This window comes from Paenibacillus turicensis (assembly GCF_050461185.1).
Taxonomy (GTDB): domain Bacteria; phylum Bacillota; class Bacilli; order Paenibacillales; family Paenibacillaceae; genus Fontibacillus; species Fontibacillus turicensis_A.
Window position 1 is genome coordinate 55789 of the sequence record NZ_JBCMOR010000001.1, and the last position, 15445, is coordinate 71233.

Consider the following 15445-nt stretch of genomic DNA (forward strand, 5'->3'; position numbering starts at 1 on the left):
ATGTACTTCTTATAAGTTATTTTACAGTTAAAAAAACAGCAGGCTTAGGGAAATGGTCCTTGTAGTCTGCTGTTTTTATATGTTCAATTTTTTATGTTCCATCCATTATACTATTATTGATATTTCACAATGATCGCATTACTAATTTTACGCCCAGGGCTTGTTAAATATTTGCCGTTATAATACAGCCCACTTGAAGCGCCACCATCTAAGTTCATCGCCTGATATGCGCCTGCCTGCTTCATGATTTCGGCAAGCTGAGGGATCGTTGCCCCACCTGTCGTGATCAAAATGAGCTTGTGATCTTTTGTAATCCCAAGTGCACTTCTAGCGCCACCACCTGTTAAAATTTTGGGGTCTTTAAAGCCTTCATTTTTCACATCTAAGGCAACTTTCCCGTTCACGATCAGTCTAGGACCTGCTTGAATTGCACCGTTGATTTGTTCCGCTTCCATCTTCTCTTTATATTCATCTTCATGAATAACGTTAGCGAATGAATTGTAATCAAAGGTAAAAATAGATCGGTTGTCACCATAATGTTTGCGCTCCCCTTGTTGAACGATATATCCGTAAGGGGTTTTAAAGCTTTCCTTCGTGTATGCATCAAAAAATGTGCCATTAATCGCTACGATCGCTTTGTTACGTTTAGCAATACTGCTTAAATCCTCAACCTTACCAATCTCATTTCCTGCTAAAGCGATGTCAAGCTGGATTTTAGGATGTAATAATGAAACGGTAACCATTTGTACAGAAAATGATTTGGACTTCACCTTGAATGTTTTACGCTCGTTAGTAATAGGTTTACTATTTGCCGTAAATTGCCCCTTCTTAGCCACGGGTAATATTACATTAGCATCGCCTAGTCCGATAGAAATAGAGGAGGATGTATTACTCCATGCTACGGAATAACCAAATGCTTGTCCTAATGGTGCAACAGGTATGTAGGTAACTCCATTTTCTACAAATGGCGCTTCTTTGAGCGTAATCGCTTCTTCATTATTTTGTGCCGATTTGCTCCCGACTGTAAATGTGAGGGTCTTATCATTTTGTGAAATAATAATTTTTTTCTGCTTAGCAATCCATTGTACCGTTACATCAGGAAACTGGTTTAAAGCAGCCACTGGAATAAAGGTTTGATTACTTTTAGCATCCAATAAACCAATTTGCTTCTTAATCGGTGCAGCGGCTTGGGCTGAACCCGAAGAAATAGTTGTTAGCGTGACAGTGAGCAGTGCTGCACATAATGCTAACCCTCCCTTTTTTAAAACAGACAAAACCTTTTTCTTCATTTGTTTGAATCTCCTTTTGCATGATGATAGTTATAAAGTAGCGCGAAACTAGTTCTAAAGTATTATCGGGATTAAAGTGGTTTTTGTGAAGGGAAATGTTCTTCCCAATATTGTTTCATCGTATGAAGAACATCTAGCTTCTCTTGTTCTGTCACCCCTTGTTGACTAAAATCTGCTTGTTGCCAATAGCGATAGTTCATATAAATCGAATGCTTGTGTTCTCTAATTTCGCAAAAAAAATCCATAGCATTATAATCTAAGATGTTTTTCCAAATTAAAAATTGTTCATTAACCCCTTTGTTCTCAAAAATGGGGATACGCGGCTTAGTATCATGCCCTGTATACTGTACCCCGTAGAAGGCATCTATAGTTTGAATTCGCCCTACAATATTGAGGTTTAGCTCAGCTAGGTCCTCTGCAGGAATCCATAATTCATGATGTTGCTTCGACCCTACAATCTGCTCCTCATATTGATCAATGAATGGGCTAGCCACCTCAAATCGAGTAACGAATCCAACATACCCTGAAAAAGGGTCCTTAGTATTCCAATCCCGTGCAATTTGTGTAGCATATTTTTGATTCAGTACAGGATAGAAGATAGGCTGTTCAGGCAAACGTGGAGGAAACGCCTTTAGGTCAAGCTCTAGTATAAGTTTCATTTCCTGTGATCCTACTGGTCTATATAAGGTTTTCATAACGGTTGCTCCTTGTCTCAATTAGCTTAATTATAAGGTCTCAATCTTGAAATCAGTGCTTGACACAGAGCCTTATATACTCCAGTCAAAGGAATATGATTTTAAATAGTTCCTCACCTAAATGATATGAAAAGTTTACCATCTTTGAAATGAATATAAAAGATTAAATGCGAACGTCAGTTTGTTTTTGGAGTGAAATTAACCTATACTTACATTGAAGTATTTTAAAAAAATTAAGGGATGTATGAGGATGAAGCTACGAAAAGAAGTAATTGAATATTGCTTAACCCTAGAAAATACATATGAGGACTACCCATTTCATGATAGTAATTGGGCTGTCATACGTCATGGAATGAATAAAAAGATGTTTGCATGTATTTTTGAGAGACAAGGGAATATTTGGATCAATGTAAAGGGTGAGCCTGAGTTATTAGACTTGCACAGACAAATGTACACCGCAGTAGTCCCCGCTTTTCATATGAATAAAGAGCATTGGAATTCAATTATTTTAGATGGTACCGTACCAGAGGAAGAAATCTGTGCGATGATTGTTCATAGTTACATGCTAACCAAGCCCAAAATAAAATTAAAAAAGAGCACCAACAATTGAGGTAAACAATAGGGAGTACCTTAAAAGATAAATGGTTTTTGTGATTTTTATTATTTGTGAAAAATTGAACTTATACTATTGTATTCTCATCATCTCTTTTTGAAATGAAAACTTTAGATGCATAAACGTAAGGGAGTACAAGGAATTAGGGGAACCAAGGAATCAAGAAAAATTTTAATGGGGATCAAGATTTTGATATGGGAGGATAGTGTATGAGAAAAATTAAATTAGGCAAGTTGATTAGTTTACTGATTTTGACCCTAGTTATTGTCATTACTGGTTGCGATCGAAGATTGTTGTATATAGGTAACAGCACTTCAAATTCAATTAATGGTTCGTTTAAATTATTTACTGGGACTGAAGATAAAAAAGTTAATTTAAAGCAAGGGGAGATACTGAAAATAAAGTATACTTCCGAGGTGACAAGTGGCAAGTTGTTTATTCAATTATTTAATCCTGAGAAAGAGCTTGTTAAGGATTTTAAATCAAACGCATCAGATGATGTGGAGTTTAAGGCAGAACAAAGTGGCAAATATCAAATAAAAGTCATAGGTGAAGATGCCAGCGGAAGTTTTGATGTCAATTTCTCGGTAAAGTAAAAGTAGCAAAAGATAAATAAAAAAGCACAGCTAACGAAGTAGATGGAGTCTCATCTTTTCATTCAGCAGTGCTTTTTTAAATAATATGATCAAAAACTGTACTCCTTAAAAACCATATTGTTCATCTTTTTTTGCTTGAATCGCTTGGTACAAATCTGCTTGGAGCTTAATATCCTCTGCAAGTCGTTCCATTCGGAACAACACATCATCGTTAGTAATCGTTTTTTGTGCAAAATCCTTCTCTTCGATAAATACGTAGGTTTGCACAATTTGTGCCTTCATATAAGATAAAATAGGTTTGAGCTGTTGCTCTGCAACGAGATAATGCTTGCTTGAACCAGCGGTAACCACGATCCCCACCACTTTACCAAGCAAAGCCTGTGGAGGTAACAGGTCAAAAATATTTTTTAATGTTCCTGGTAAGGAGGCTTGAAATACCGGTGTACCAAAAATAATGACATCAGAGTCCATTAACTGCTGTGTTACATAACCCGTATCCCCTTCATATTCCAAATAGTTCCGTCCATCACTAAACTGTAGTTCATAATCTGCTAAATTAATAACTTGAACATGAGAGGTCTCGTCACTAAATTGCTTTTCTACATATTCCTTCATGATCGAAAGGGCTGTATTTGTCTTAGAGCCAACAACAGTCCCTACAAGCAAGGTGATCTTCATCGCGCATTCTCCTTTATTTTAAATTTATTGATTCTCCTTAGCTGTATATTTACGTAAAGCTGGAATAATATCTGTTCCAATGATCTCGATATTTTTCATAATTTTATCAAATGGTACACCACCAAAATCTAATTGCCCTGTATACCGCTGATTGCCAAATAACTCGTGCTGGTAGAGTAGCTTTTCGATAATTTGTTGCGGGCTACCTACGTTAATGATGTCACGTGAATCTGCACCTTGGGCAAAATTTTGCTTCGGAAAGCCACGTCCATTCGTGAGCTTCATTCCTTCATTAATATGAGGGTAATACTCCTGAAGTGCCTGTTGTGTGGTCTCTGCGGCGTAAAAAAATCCAGCAGTGGCGATAGGAAGCTGTGCCACATCATGACCTGCTTCACCTGCTGCCTCCCGATAGGCATCAATGGTGCGTTTAAATACTGCTGCAGGCCCGCCAAGATGAGCCATAAACATCGGTACGCCTGCTTGCCCTGCTCTGATTGCACTTTCTGTACTTCCACCAACAGCACGCCAAATTGGTAGCTTTCCAGCTTGAGGACGAGGGAGCACATGTGCATTTCTTAAAGGTTTACGGAAAGAGCCACTCCAGTCGATATACTCCTGTTCATTTATTTTAAGCAATAAATCAAATTTTTCTTCAAACAACTCTTCGTAATCGTTTAAGTTGTAGCCAAGTAATTTATATAAACCAACACGCGAAGCACGTCCTGCAATGATCTCGGCTCGACCTTCTGAAATTAAATCAATCGTTGCAAAATCTTCATACAAGCGTACAGGATCAAGCGTACTAATAATCGTAGACGAGCTACCGATTTTAATTTTGCTAGTCGCTTGTGCAATCGCGGATAACACCACAGTATGAGCCTGTGTTGCAAAATAGTCCTGATGGCTTTCACCAACGCTAAAAAAGTCAACACCTGCTTGCTCGGCAAGCTTAGCCATTTCAATAATTTGCTTAACTCGTTCCTGTACTGAAATTCGTTCACCACTAATAGGGTGTGGGAGATGATCCCCTAATGTATATATACCAAACTCGAATGCTTGCTGTTGTGGGAAAGTCATGCTTAACACTTCCTTCAGAAATTATTTATGTACTCATTATACTTCATTAACTATAAAAATGTAAGTAGTATAAAAAATGTGCTATAGTATCCTTAAAGAAACTATTAGGAGGGAGTGCTTAATATGGTCAACAGAAATCCTGAGTTCTGCAAAATCGAGAATGCTTTAGAGGTGTTAGTCGGAAAGTGGAAGCCAATTATTTTATTGTATCTAATGGAGGAGGAGATCATGCGTTTTGGTGAGCTAAGACGGAAATTACCTGGTATAACACAAAAAATGCTCACCAAACAGCTTAGAGAACTTGAAGCAGAGGAACTGATTAGCCGCAAGGTTTATCCAGAAGTCCCACCAAAGGTGGAATATTCAATTACTGAATACGGAAAAACATTAAATGGAATTTTAGAAGCGATGCATGAATGGGGCGTACGCCATCAGGAGCGGATGAGTGGAAAGCAGGGAACATGAGGCTATCAACCATTAATAAAGACTTAACAAATACTTGTTAGCCTCATGTTTCATTTTTAATTTTATCAATTGCAATTGCATAAATATTTTCAATTAAACCATGCTTATCACATTGCTTAAGTAATTTTTTTAGCTTAGGTAATGCGGGTTTTCCTAATTCAACTATATTTTCAAAAGCTTGATTATCCTTAATATAGTCATAGGGACTAGAACTTAAGCCAACTGGTGTAGACGCCAAATCAGAGATCGATTGTTCAAGCTCCGCAATATTTTGTTGAATTTTATTTTCCATATTAACCTGAACTTTAAAATACGATACAGTCACAAACACAATAATAAACGAAGTCATTAACAAATAAAGTAATTTCTTCTTCATAAAATCACGTCCTTTAGGATTCTGAATGAGAGGATGTTATATACATAACGTATTAAGCATAGAAAAATTTTAACTTTCACTTAAAAAAATAAAATAAATAATAATATAAGTGCTCCTGTGCTTGTTTAATTGATGAAAACTGATATATTCCTTTCCAAACAATATAATAGGTAGAAACTATGACGAGGAGGAAATAATTGATGCATGAAGGGTTACTTTTAATTAATGATTTCAGCAAGTTAACGGGTCTCTCCAGAAAGGCGTTGTACCTCTACGACGAACAAAACCTCTTATCTCCTGCTTTTGTGCACCCTGAAACAGATTATCGTTACTACCATCAGAATCAATTGTTGACTGCCAAACGGATTCGGCTGTTGAAACAAGCTGGTTTTGGACTGAAAGAGATCAAACAGGTATTTGATGAACAGTTAGATAAGGATGAAATTCAAACCCTAATTGAACAGAAGATAAAAGCAGAAGAGCAGAAGATCATTCAGGCGACGGGAGCAATCGAGCAATTAAAACAACTGACAAGAGATCTGGATGGTTTAGCTGCAGAGGAAACTAGCTATGTTCCTGCTATAGAGGTAACGGAACTACCGGTGTTAATGAATGAGAATATCTGTGTCATCCTTAATGAAGCAGAGAAATTACTAGCTGAGAATAATGCAACGCAAAACGAGCGGATAATCAAGTATCGGATACAGGATGGGAAGGCAATTCCAGTGGCAGTGGCTTTTCAAGGAATGGGGCAAAACTTTGAGCTGGGGGTGCCCCTGTTGTACTTTGGGTTTAACGCACAGATTTTCCGATACGAAGTGAATCCTTACCAGGAAGAATCTACACTAAAGATTTTGAATCTTATGGAAAAATCTCAACGAGAATTTCCTACCATTTTTGTCTATGAACGAATCTTGAATTCGGACGATTTCCTGTATTCTACCAACCGTTTTTCCGAATTTATTATTCCAATCAGCTAATCCTAGTTGACCTTTCCCTTAGGGAAAACCTTATAGTCGTTACTAGGAGGCGATAGAGAATGAAAAAGACGAAGTACGCACTGGTCACCGGTGCTTCAAGAGGGATAGGAAAAGCGATTGCCATCCAATTGGCGAGGGATGGCTTTCACCTGCTGTTGCATTATAATCAGAACCTGGAACAAATACAAGAAGTTCAACGAAACATTCATGCTTTAGGCAGACAGAGTGACCTAATCCAAGGGAATTTCAACACCACACAAGAAATCCAGAAGTTCATTGAGAGAGTTAATGATAAACTGGCACAAACAAGCATACTTCTTCATACCATCGTCCATAACGCCGGACATGCAACATCAAACGGGTTTGCGGAAGCGGACTTTGAGGAGTTCGACCTGCTCTTCAATGCTAATGTAAAAGCGCCATACTTTATCAGCCAATCGTTGCTGGAGAAGGTGGAAGACCAGGGGCGGATCATCAGCATCTCTTCAGGTGTCACCCGAATTGCCTTTCCGCACATGATGCTGTACAGCATGACTAAAGGGGCAATCAATACAATGACATTTACGCTAGCGAAAGAAGTCGGTAAGAGAGGGATAACTGTCAATTCGGTGATGCCTGGGATCATCGACACGGATTCGACTGCAGACTGGCTCCATACAGCTGAAGGCCAGAAGAACGCAGCGGAAATGAGCGCACTTGGACGAGAAGGGCAGCCGGAAGAAATCGCAGAGATTGTTTCTTTTCTGGCGAGCGAAAAGGCGAGCTTTATTACGGGACACAATTTGGACGCAACGGGTGGCAGCCATCTATAGGTCAGATAGTATCATTATTTACAGAAGCAAAAAATATGAGTAGATAAAGAAGAGCCAAGAGATTCCATGAGAATTATCTTGGCTCTTTGTATGAGCCGCTTGGTGTTTTTGTCTGCATCCTTACGTGCAAAACATATAAAACAAAAAAAGAAGAACTTCATGACGAAGCTCTTCCTTATAAATATTGCCCAACAATAGTACCTGTGTCAAAAGGGGTAATACCCTCATCCATTGAAAAGATAGTGTTGGCTTCTTCAATATTGCTTGTAACCTCACCTCTTGCTATAGCGTGCAGCTGGAACAAATCGTATAAATTAGGCTTCACCACAGACGTCATCGCTTGCCCAATTGCCATCATTCCCTTTAAATTCCCCTCGACATTGTTGTAATAAGCAGGATGTCTACGAAGTGCAAGATCACACCAAATGACTTCTCGCTTGAACAAATCAAGAATAACAGGAATTGCAATTTGTGTATCTGCCGCTAAATCAATCACATCTACGACGGTTTTAGGATCAAACACTTCTTTAGAGTCCGTTTTACTTCGCATCATCCATCCAGCAAAGCATTCAGGCAAGTCACAAAATGCTTGGAGTGTAAATGAATTTAAATAGGATACGACATAACGGCCACCATATTGCAGAACAGAATCAATATCGATATCAATAAATTCACATGCGCCTTGAGGGGCAGAGACGATATCCCCACTATGATATGCCTTGTACTGGGAAGAACGAAGGTTGGTATAAGAGATATGCTCCATATATTCCCATTTCTTATTATACATAATGGCGGACAAATCAATATCTACACGCCCACTATGCGTACCATTGATTTTTCCTTCCTTCCACCACAAGAAAAAGCGAATCGTATTACCTTGAGGCATCGCAATGCGACTTCCTCTCGTTAATGTGCGGAGCGATTTACTTGCAGAACGCATTCCGAAAGGAACATGATGTTTTTGTAATGAATCTGCAATAAATACCTTCCCTAAAGGCTCAAGCGTACTGAAGCGCTCAATAAGCACCTGCTGGCATAAAGAAACGATTTCTGAACAGATCGCTTGTGTTAATTTAGGTAATGTATTGGGAATTGCTATCGCTTTACCGACACTCCCTTTTGGGAAAAAGGTACGCCATTTAGGCGCATGATTTCTATGGTTAAAGTGGGTCATAACTTGCAGCAATACAGGTGTAGAAACCTCCTTAGCAATGAGGCTAAAGGTAAAGACGACTTCATCTGGCGAAGGATGTGTACGAAGCAAATGATCAAGACGGCGAGCAAATTCACCAGGACGTTCTGCTAAAAGATAGGTTGCCCCTACGGTGTTATGATAGCGAAGCGCCTGCTCAACCTCAGTACGAAACGTTACTATTTTTTGTCCATTACGAATAGAATCAAAGGCTTCTGCGCTTTGTGGATACTGCTTTTTATATTCCGAAGGATGGATAATTTCGCCTAAACGAATCCAGCGCTCTTTATATCTAAGCATATCTTCTAGCGGCTCATGACATTGATTCAATAAACCTAACAGCAGTCTACGCTCTGAGCGCTTGAATTTGCGGAATTTAGTGTTGTCGGCTAAGCTGACATCGCCCTCTGATAAGGCTACCGCTAGGCGAAGCACATCCGTTGCTGTTTTAAAATAGCAGCCAATATAAGCGACATCGGCTTTCCCGTACTTTAATAACAGTCCTGCAATAAAGGCTACATTTTCTTTTAAAGGAATCTCTGAAGGTAATAGCTGCGCTACATTTTGTTCCTCCATAATAATAAGCTCTATAAGCTCCTTGTCCCCTGGGGAAATGGAGGTTTTAGCTGACATTAAATGCTGAATCATTTCATAAAATTGCTCTAGATGGCCTAGATCAATCATACGTAAGTTCTTTTTAGTTAATTTCTCTTTCTCTTTATTATTTTCTTTATTTTCTGAATTACGAGCGTTTTGTACCTTTGTATCATTGATTTTAGCTGTTTTGATTTCGTGTGCACATGTCGGATCAATGGCTTCTTCATCTGGCATTAGTAGCGTATAGTAATGATAGATTGCATTCAAGTAAAGCTCGGCTTCATCCATCTCCATCACTTGCTCAGGAAAATTTGGATACATCGGCTTGTATTTGTAGTTTGCCTTAACCATCCTTTTAAGCTGTGCTTCAATAGAACGATAATTTGCTATAAAATTAGGAATAGATAATGTTCGTAAGGCTTCAATTAATGGTTTAGAAAAGGTAAAGCCAAGTCCCTCTATATTTTTAATCGCAGACGCTAAGTAGGATACAGGAACATGATGTTGACTTGGTTCAATGATCCATTTTAGTTGCTGTTGTAAGTAAATTTCATTGTACATCGTATTCATGTTTGATTTGGTGGACAATATGGCCACCTCCTTAATAAGTAATACACAAGCAGGAAACCCGCATCTCTGAACGCCTAATGTTTTATAGAAGGAAGAAATGCGATAGCCTGCTTGCGTCATCTGGAAGTCTGCCACCCTATTAGATTAAGGGTTAATTAGAAGGAAGGATGGCAATAGCCTGATGATAAGAAGAAGCGTGTGCTGCTTCCTGTCATTTACTTTAGCAAAGGAAAAATATACTGAACATGGTAAAAGTATTACGAACACAAAAATTGCATTAGCACATTATTGTTTCATTTTCCTATTTTTAGTTTTATGTAAAGTGGGTATAATTACCTTGTTTATTCACGTATCTATCGTTTTTGGATTAGAGAGAAGGAGAAAAATAATATGAAAAATATTGGAAATTTTTTAATGAAATTTATTTTGTTATTCCCTGTAATATTTTTAAGCATTATGGTATGGCGGGATTATAGTTCTGAAATAAATAACGTGAATGAAAGACCGCCAGCTTTAAGTGGAATATATTATTTTGATGAAGGGAATAAACTTGCGGTGTTGAGAGCTGGGGAACATGGGTCCCTTGATCTTAATATTATTGACGCTAAAAGTGGGGAAGTTTTAAAAACAACAACGATGCCTTCTAATGTCCATAAACAGGTGGTAGGTGCATATCAGCAAAATAAACTAGTGCTTACAACTTATGGGGATGAAGAGAAGCTAGTGGTCAAAACGATTGATCCTAGTATGGAGATCGCTACGATTTCACAAGGAGAGCTTCTAATTCCAACCTTTTTAGGCTCAGATATAAGAGCGTGGCGGGATAGATTGTTTCTGGCTGGAGATACCGTTAATAATGAAATGTATGTGGCACAAATTAGGGATGGCAAGCTGGAGAAGGCGATTCTAAAAAAAGGGGATTTACTACCCGTACGACCTGAACGGATACGTCTAGTAAATGGTTTACAGGATCAAGGCTCCACGGTTCCAATATTTGAAGTTAGCTTAATCAATGATGAGGTAGCATACATAAGTGGCATTTTAAACGATAAGCAGGTTCCGTTAGTCACCTTGCAGAAAAAAAATGAAAATACCTTTACAGGGCGCGAGAGAGCAGAATCAGAGTTTAAGAAACAATTTAAAATAAACCAGACGAAACGAATTGGGGTGGACGGAGGTTTTCCATCACAACCTAAATATTTTAATACAGTGACCCAGAAATGGGGAGCGCGTGTTGCTACGCCAAAACCGCTGTATAATGCGATCATCTATACTTTAAATCAAGATGAGGTTTTAATGCTGGGATCGACGACTGAAGATAAACTAGAGGGCAAGTCACTTGGTTATATTGTAAATACACAATCGGGAGCAATGACAGACGTAACTCCATTGGTTGCTCCGCTTGCATACAGTGATTTAGACAAAGCAGGGGTTTCTTTCTTTAAAAATTATAAAAGTGAATGGCTGTATTACAACATTCAAGGGCAAAATGCGGGCGTGATGAATGTAGCAAATAACCAAACACAGCAAGTTACAGAGCAGCAAGCTCAGAAGTGGATTAATTATAAAGTTGCGAGTGTTTCTTTAGAAAGCTTCTTAAACTATTTATCTAGCTGGAATGCCTTGGTTATTAATTGGGTTGGTTGGGTTGCCCTAACGCTATTTTTTGTATTAGGTATAGCTATAGTACCAGGATTAACAAGAAGAAGTCGTATGAGAAGACTAGCCAGAGGTGTCGTATGCCAAGGGACCATCATCAATATGAAGGAAACGGGCTTATACGTCAACGAACGACCACAGGTGTTATTTACAATTGAATTTGAGGATGAAGGTATATTAAAAACAGTAGAGATTAAACAAGTCATTTCCTTCTTAAATGCGGGGAGTATTGGCGATTCTGTAGTGATTAGCTATGATCGTAAACGAAATCGTGCGATGTTTCTCACAGACGAGGATACAATGCCTTCAGGTAATTCACAAAGAGGGAAAGCTGCACAGGGTGAACAAAGTGAGCAAATTAATAATGCGGTGTTAGAGCAAATTGAGAAGTTTGGTTCGATTGGGCGTGGGCGAGCACTGCTCCTGCATTTTAATGCGGCAGGTAAAAAGTATGCTGTGCCTGTCGTTCAGCCTATTGGATTTGAATATCGAATTGGTGAGCAGGCGACACTCCTTATCGTAAATGGATTAACACGAATTCGTAGCTACGGTCGTGCCTTATATAACAAGGATAGTAACATGGTTCAGCTACAAGGTAAAATTGTAGGAATTGATAAGTACTCCATTACGATTCAAAATCGTCAGTTGATGTTAGTGGATGTCTTAGTGGAAGAAGGACCCGTACGTTTAAATAAAAGTAACAGCTTGTTTGTACCCCAAGGCATGCCATTACAAGAAGGTTTACCATTGCCAGTGAGCTTTAGAAATGAGGATTTCAGGAAAGAGGTTCGTTTGCTGAAAGGAAAGCAAGGTGGGGCAAAGGTTGTGGATGTGACATATTCAGGCACAATTGGAGAGCGGCCGTATGCTCATATTACAGTCGAGCGTGCAGGGATTTTGTTCACGATTGAGCAATCGATTGAACCTGTTTATGGCGTTGCTGTTGGGGATGAAATTTGGATTGCGTATGACGAGGTCTCAAGAGAAGCGATCATTGTTAACTATGCTTCTTAGGTGGCATACACCAAAATCAATCATACTACCAGAGGGGATGTTGAGTTGGAGCAGTGGCAGTGGCTTAGTAATGAAATTCGTCCATTTGTAGGTCTTGAATTGGTTCAATCTTCTTGGGATTTAGTAGAGCTAAAGAAAGGTTATTATGTTTATTTTGATGGCGATGTGATCCGTAAACGAATTTCAAGTTCACCTGAATCTTATCAGGAAGAGGATGTGGACATCAAGGTTCGAGAACGCGCCTTTGTGTTGCCTAAAACAAACAGAGGCAAAGAAAAAAAACTGAATTATACAAGTGTGTCTAGCTTCAAAGCAGATGGAGTCACCTTCTCGACTGGAATAACAAGGGATCATGGTCAGGGCTACATTACTGCGTATAATTCACGGAATAGTATGAACTTGCCTTTTTCAGGATATGAGCATTTGAGCAGTAAGGAAGAAATTGTAGCATGGTTAGCTCATTTTCCTACAACGGTACCTCCAGATTATGAGCAGAAGCTAAACCGCTTAAAACATATGAAAAATCAAGGTTATCATGCTGTGCCTGGAGATATTTTTAGAGTGGAGCTTGATTTATTTACTTATGGGTATGTATTAGTGATTGGCAATCTGCGTGACATGGAGAAGGATAACTTATTTATAGAAGAAAGTATTTGGAAAAATGTAATGACGATGCCACTGTTCGTGAGACCTTATTTATGGAAAACTACGGAGCGTTCACCTTCATTAGAGGACATTGTTGCGGCTCCATTATCTGAGTCAACAAAAATCGTAATGGACGATTACTTTTTACGTGGAAGATATGAACGAATCTATCATAAAGAGCTAGAGGAAGAGGATATTGTTTTTCCAGTTGGATATGGACCTAGCTTGAACTACGGCAAGGAACGTATGTATCGATTAAGCTGGGGGCTAGGTACAGTGTTTAAGCCTGAGGAGCAAACCACCTTTAAACCTGATTGGAATTTTCTTAATCATGGTGTATCTGCAGGCATCTCACCAGTGAGTTTTGCCCCATCCTCTGAACGGGTAAACGAAAAAGCCTTAACTCATCCTCAGTATGAACAGGAGTGGAAGCAAGTACTTAGAGAGTTTGGTTTTTCCGATGATATTACGTACGATGAGTTCTGCCAAGAGACAGGAGCTTTAACCCGATCACAATATCTTGATTATGTGAAAAGGAAATACAAGTGAAGTGAGTAAATTAGGGGTTGGCACAGTGCTTGACAGTTTTATGAGGGAAGAGGCTACGTTGCAGAGAGTGGCTTCAACCGCTGTTAAGGTCCCATTTCTTTTATAACAGGTATGAGAATAGATAGAAATGTGCCCTTAAAGGCGGTCGCTATCGCTTTTCCACCATCTCTCTGCCCCTCCGCTATGTTTGCTTACTGTCAAGTACTGATTTTAAGGTCTTCTCCAGAATCCCTCTGTTCCTTCGCTAGTTGGGCTTTTGCCAACCATTAATTTATATAGAGTAAGAGAAGGAAAATACAGAAAATGATTTAGCCCCTTGTATGCTATTCCACTACAAGGTGCTAAATTTTTACACTAATAGATTAAACTTATATTAAGCTGACTTCTACAGTTTTGAAGGCCAATTTCCGTACCACGTATAACCTGTTCTACGTTCTTTTTCAATATCGCTGAGTCTATATTTTACGACACCGTCACGTCCCACAAAGATTGGGCGATGGGTGTTAATTTCATAAAATCTAGCCCAAATTGGTGTTTTATTGCTTGGATCGCTAACTACAACAACGTCCCCATTTTTCTTTTCTACACGAATGCCTGTAATTTGCACAGATTTAAACCAGTTTTCCGCTGCCTTGATTGAAGCGGTAATTCTGCTGTTGGCTGGTCTAGTTTTAAGGAATTTAACAATGTTAACGCTTTCAGAAGAGGTGATGGATGGTACTTCATATGCTCTTGCACCAGCTGGGGCAAGGTTGCTAGCATTATGCTGTTGTCCCCATGCGGTTAATACACCTTTGGAAACAATTTGTGTTTTTAAGATACAATCTACGCCTTTATTGACAGCTTGTTTGCTTCTATTTGCTAAATTACTATCGATAAAAGAGAAATCGCCTTTTCTATTACCAACCTCGTCTAATAAAATCATGACGTTAATCATAGCTTGATCATTGTAAGTGATATGAGCATGATAACCTGAGCCTTGATATACTTGTGGCCAGCCACCATTAGAATATTGCATATTTAAAAGGAAATTGATTCCCTTTATTGCAGCGTTAGAATATGTTTTATTATTAGTTTTTTTGAATTCAGCTGCTAGTCTTCTAATCTCAGTATAAGTAGCTTTGTTATCAATGGTAGCTTTAGCCCATTCGCCACTAGTTTGTTTGTAATCCTTACGCCAACCCCCATTAGAAAGCTGGTTTTTTACAATATCCGAAATGCTAGCAGTTGTACCTGATGCATCAGCGGCAACAACGGTTCCAACAGGCTGTAAAATGGCAGCAGGGACAGAGAGAAGTAACGTGAAAGCGATTGCAGCAGAAATTGTACTCTTTTTCATAAAATCAACCTTTCTATAATTATATTAGTATTTTTGTAATAAATTACAATTAACTAGAGTTTAAACGATCCATGAGAATAAAGTCAATATTTGTAAGCGATTTTAAAGTAATAAAACTTAATATGATATAAAACCCAATGATTCAACGATTAAATATTTATGAATTAATGTTTGCATGGCAACGTAGAAAACTAGCTACGCTCGCAATTTTAGAGCATCTGTTGCAAGCTTGATAGTTTCTTACCTTAGAAGTATATTTTAGAGGCATAGATTTGATGGTATATTATACCTTGTAG

14 protein-coding genes are annotated in these 15445 nt (G+C 38.7%); 7 read left to right on the plus strand and 7 right to left on the minus strand.

The window, feature by feature from the left end; all coding sequences use genetic code 11:
- Nucleotides 1–113: 113 nt before the first annotated feature.
- Together ABE099_RS00255 and ABE099_RS00260 are read right to left on the minus strand one after the other, a co-directional pair.
- A complete protein-coding gene (locus ABE099_RS00255; protein WP_430026504.1) occupies nucleotides 114–1289 on the minus strand; it encodes a phosphodiester glycosidase family protein in 1176 nt (391 codons plus the stop codon).
- A gap of 71 nt (nucleotides 1290–1360) precedes the next feature.
- On the minus strand, nucleotides 1361–1984 hold the full coding sequence (locus tag ABE099_RS00260) for a hypothetical protein (protein WP_430026506.1): 624 nt from the start codon (nucleotides 1982–1984) through the stop codon (nucleotides 1361–1363).
- A gap of 250 nt (nucleotides 1985–2234) precedes the next feature.
- Here ABE099_RS00260 and ABE099_RS00265 point away from each other — a divergent pair, with 250 nt between their 5' ends.
- The gene (locus ABE099_RS00265) at nucleotides 2235–2594 is read left to right on the plus strand and encodes an MmcQ/YjbR family DNA-binding protein (RefSeq protein WP_430026508.1); all 360 of its coding nucleotides are present in this window, start codon (nucleotides 2235–2237) and stop codon (nucleotides 2592–2594) included.
- A gap of 212 nt (nucleotides 2595–2806) precedes the next feature.
- The gene (locus ABE099_RS00270; RefSeq protein WP_430026510.1) at nucleotides 2807–3193 is read left to right on the plus strand and encodes a hypothetical protein; all 387 of its coding nucleotides are present in this window, start codon (nucleotides 2807–2809) and stop codon (nucleotides 3191–3193) included.
- A 105-nt stretch (nucleotides 3194–3298) separates the two neighbouring features.
- Here the strand turns inward: ABE099_RS00270 and ABE099_RS00275 are convergent, their stop codons facing one another.
- Together ABE099_RS00275 and ABE099_RS00280 are read right to left on the minus strand one after the other, a co-directional pair.
- Nucleotides 3299–3871, minus strand: a complete 573-nt coding sequence (locus tag ABE099_RS00275) for an NADPH-dependent FMN reductase (RefSeq protein ID WP_430026512.1) — start codon at nucleotides 3869–3871, stop codon at nucleotides 3299–3301.
- A 24-nt stretch (nucleotides 3872–3895) separates the two neighbouring features.
- Nucleotides 3896–4951: an LLM class flavin-dependent oxidoreductase gene (locus ABE099_RS00280; protein ID WP_430026514.1), complete on the minus strand. Its 1056-nt coding sequence runs from the start codon at nucleotides 4949–4951 to the stop codon at nucleotides 3896–3898.
- A gap of 123 nt (nucleotides 4952–5074) precedes the next feature.
- Between ABE099_RS00280 and ABE099_RS00285 the strand changes: the two genes are divergently transcribed.
- Nucleotides 5075–5416 (plus strand): winged helix-turn-helix transcriptional regulator, encoded by a 342-nt coding sequence (locus tag ABE099_RS00285; RefSeq protein ID WP_430026516.1) that lies wholly within the window; start codon nucleotides 5075–5077, stop codon nucleotides 5414–5416.
- 43 nt (nucleotides 5417–5459) lie between these two features.
- Here ABE099_RS00285 and ABE099_RS00290 read toward each other — a convergent pair whose 3' ends face one another.
- On the minus strand, nucleotides 5460–5792 hold the full coding sequence (locus ABE099_RS00290; protein ID WP_430026518.1) for a hypothetical protein: 333 nt from the start codon (nucleotides 5790–5792) through the stop codon (nucleotides 5460–5462).
- A gap of 200 nt (nucleotides 5793–5992) precedes the next feature.
- Here ABE099_RS00290 and ABE099_RS00295 point away from each other — a divergent pair, with 200 nt between their 5' ends.
- Both ABE099_RS00295 and ABE099_RS00300 read left to right on the plus strand, forming a co-directional pair.
- Complete coding sequence (locus ABE099_RS00295; protein ID WP_430026520.1) at nucleotides 5993–6772, plus strand: MerR family transcriptional regulator; 780 nt, start codon at nucleotides 5993–5995, stop codon at nucleotides 6770–6772.
- Nucleotides 6773–6831: 59 nt separating this feature from the next.
- Entirely contained in the window at nucleotides 6832–7584 is a 753-nt protein-coding gene (locus ABE099_RS00300) for an SDR family NAD(P)-dependent oxidoreductase (protein WP_430026522.1), read from the plus strand.
- 175 nt (nucleotides 7585–7759) lie between these two features.
- On the opposite strand, the gene ABE099_RS00305 is transcribed toward ABE099_RS00300, so the two are convergent.
- A complete protein-coding gene (locus ABE099_RS00305) occupies nucleotides 7760–9943 on the minus strand; it encodes a TerD family protein (protein WP_430026524.1) in 2184 nt (727 codons plus the stop codon).
- A 390-nt stretch (nucleotides 9944–10333) separates the two neighbouring features.
- Between ABE099_RS00305 and ABE099_RS00310 the strand changes: the two genes are divergently transcribed.
- Together ABE099_RS00310 and ABE099_RS00315 are read left to right on the plus strand one after the other, a co-directional pair.
- Nucleotides 10334–12616 (plus strand): hypothetical protein, encoded by a 2283-nt coding sequence (locus ABE099_RS00310; protein ID WP_430026526.1) that lies wholly within the window; start codon nucleotides 10334–10336, stop codon nucleotides 12614–12616.
- Nucleotides 12617–12661: 45 nt separating this feature from the next.
- Nucleotides 12662–13810 carry an immunity 26/phosphotriesterase HocA family protein gene (locus tag ABE099_RS00315; RefSeq protein ID WP_430026528.1) on the plus strand — a complete coding sequence of 383 codons (1149 nt, stop codon included), beginning with the start codon at nucleotides 12662–12664 and terminating at the stop codon, nucleotides 13808–13810.
- 385 nt (nucleotides 13811–14195) lie between these two features.
- Here ABE099_RS00315 and pelA read toward each other — a convergent pair whose 3' ends face one another.
- Entirely contained in the window at nucleotides 14196–15149 is a 954-nt protein-coding gene (gene pelA / locus ABE099_RS00320; RefSeq protein ID WP_430026529.1) for a pectate lyase, read from the minus strand.
- Between the last annotated feature and the right edge of the window lie 296 nt (nucleotides 15150–15445).

Excerpts from the sequence above, each read along its gene's own strand:
- ABE099_RS00260 (WP_430026506.1), bottom strand. The coding sequence starts at position 1,984 with ATGAAAACCTTATATAGACCAGTAGGATCACAGGAAATGAAACTTATA.
- ABE099_RS00290 (WP_430026518.1), bottom strand. The coding sequence starts at position 5,792 with ATGAAGAAGAAATTACTTTATTTGTTAATGACTTCGTTTATTATTGTG.
- ABE099_RS00310 (WP_430026526.1), top strand. The coding sequence starts at position 10,334 with ATGAAAAATATTGGAAATTTTTTAATGAAATTTATTTTGTTATTCCCT.
- ABE099_RS00305 (WP_430026524.1), bottom strand. The coding sequence starts at position 9,943 with ATGAATACGATGTACAATGAAATTTACTTACAACAGCAACTAAAATGG.
- ABE099_RS00295 (WP_430026520.1), top strand. The coding sequence starts at position 5,993 with ATGCATGAAGGGTTACTTTTAATTAATGATTTCAGCAAGTTAACGGGT.
- ABE099_RS00265 (WP_430026508.1), top strand. The coding sequence starts at position 2,235 with ATGAAGCTACGAAAAGAAGTAATTGAATATTGCTTAACCCTAGAAAAT.
- ABE099_RS00285 (WP_430026516.1), top strand. The coding sequence starts at position 5,075 with ATGGTCAACAGAAATCCTGAGTTCTGCAAAATCGAGAATGCTTTAGAG.
- pelA (WP_430026529.1), bottom strand. The coding sequence starts at position 15,149 with ATGAAAAAGAGTACAATTTCTGCTGCAATCGCTTTCACGTTACTTCTC.
- ABE099_RS00270 (WP_430026510.1), top strand. The coding sequence starts at position 2,807 with ATGAGAAAAATTAAATTAGGCAAGTTGATTAGTTTACTGATTTTGACC.
- ABE099_RS00300 (WP_430026522.1), top strand. The coding sequence starts at position 6,832 with ATGAAAAAGACGAAGTACGCACTGGTCACCGGTGCTTCAAGAGGGATA.
- ABE099_RS00255 (WP_430026504.1), bottom strand. The coding sequence starts at position 1,289 with ATGAAGAAAAAGGTTTTGTCTGTTTTAAAAAAGGGAGGGTTAGCATTA.
- ABE099_RS00275 (WP_430026512.1), bottom strand. The coding sequence starts at position 3,871 with ATGAAGATCACCTTGCTTGTAGGGACTGTTGTTGGCTCTAAGACAAAT.
- ABE099_RS00280 (WP_430026514.1), bottom strand. The coding sequence starts at position 4,951 with ATGACTTTCCCACAACAGCAAGCATTCGAGTTTGGTATATATACATTA.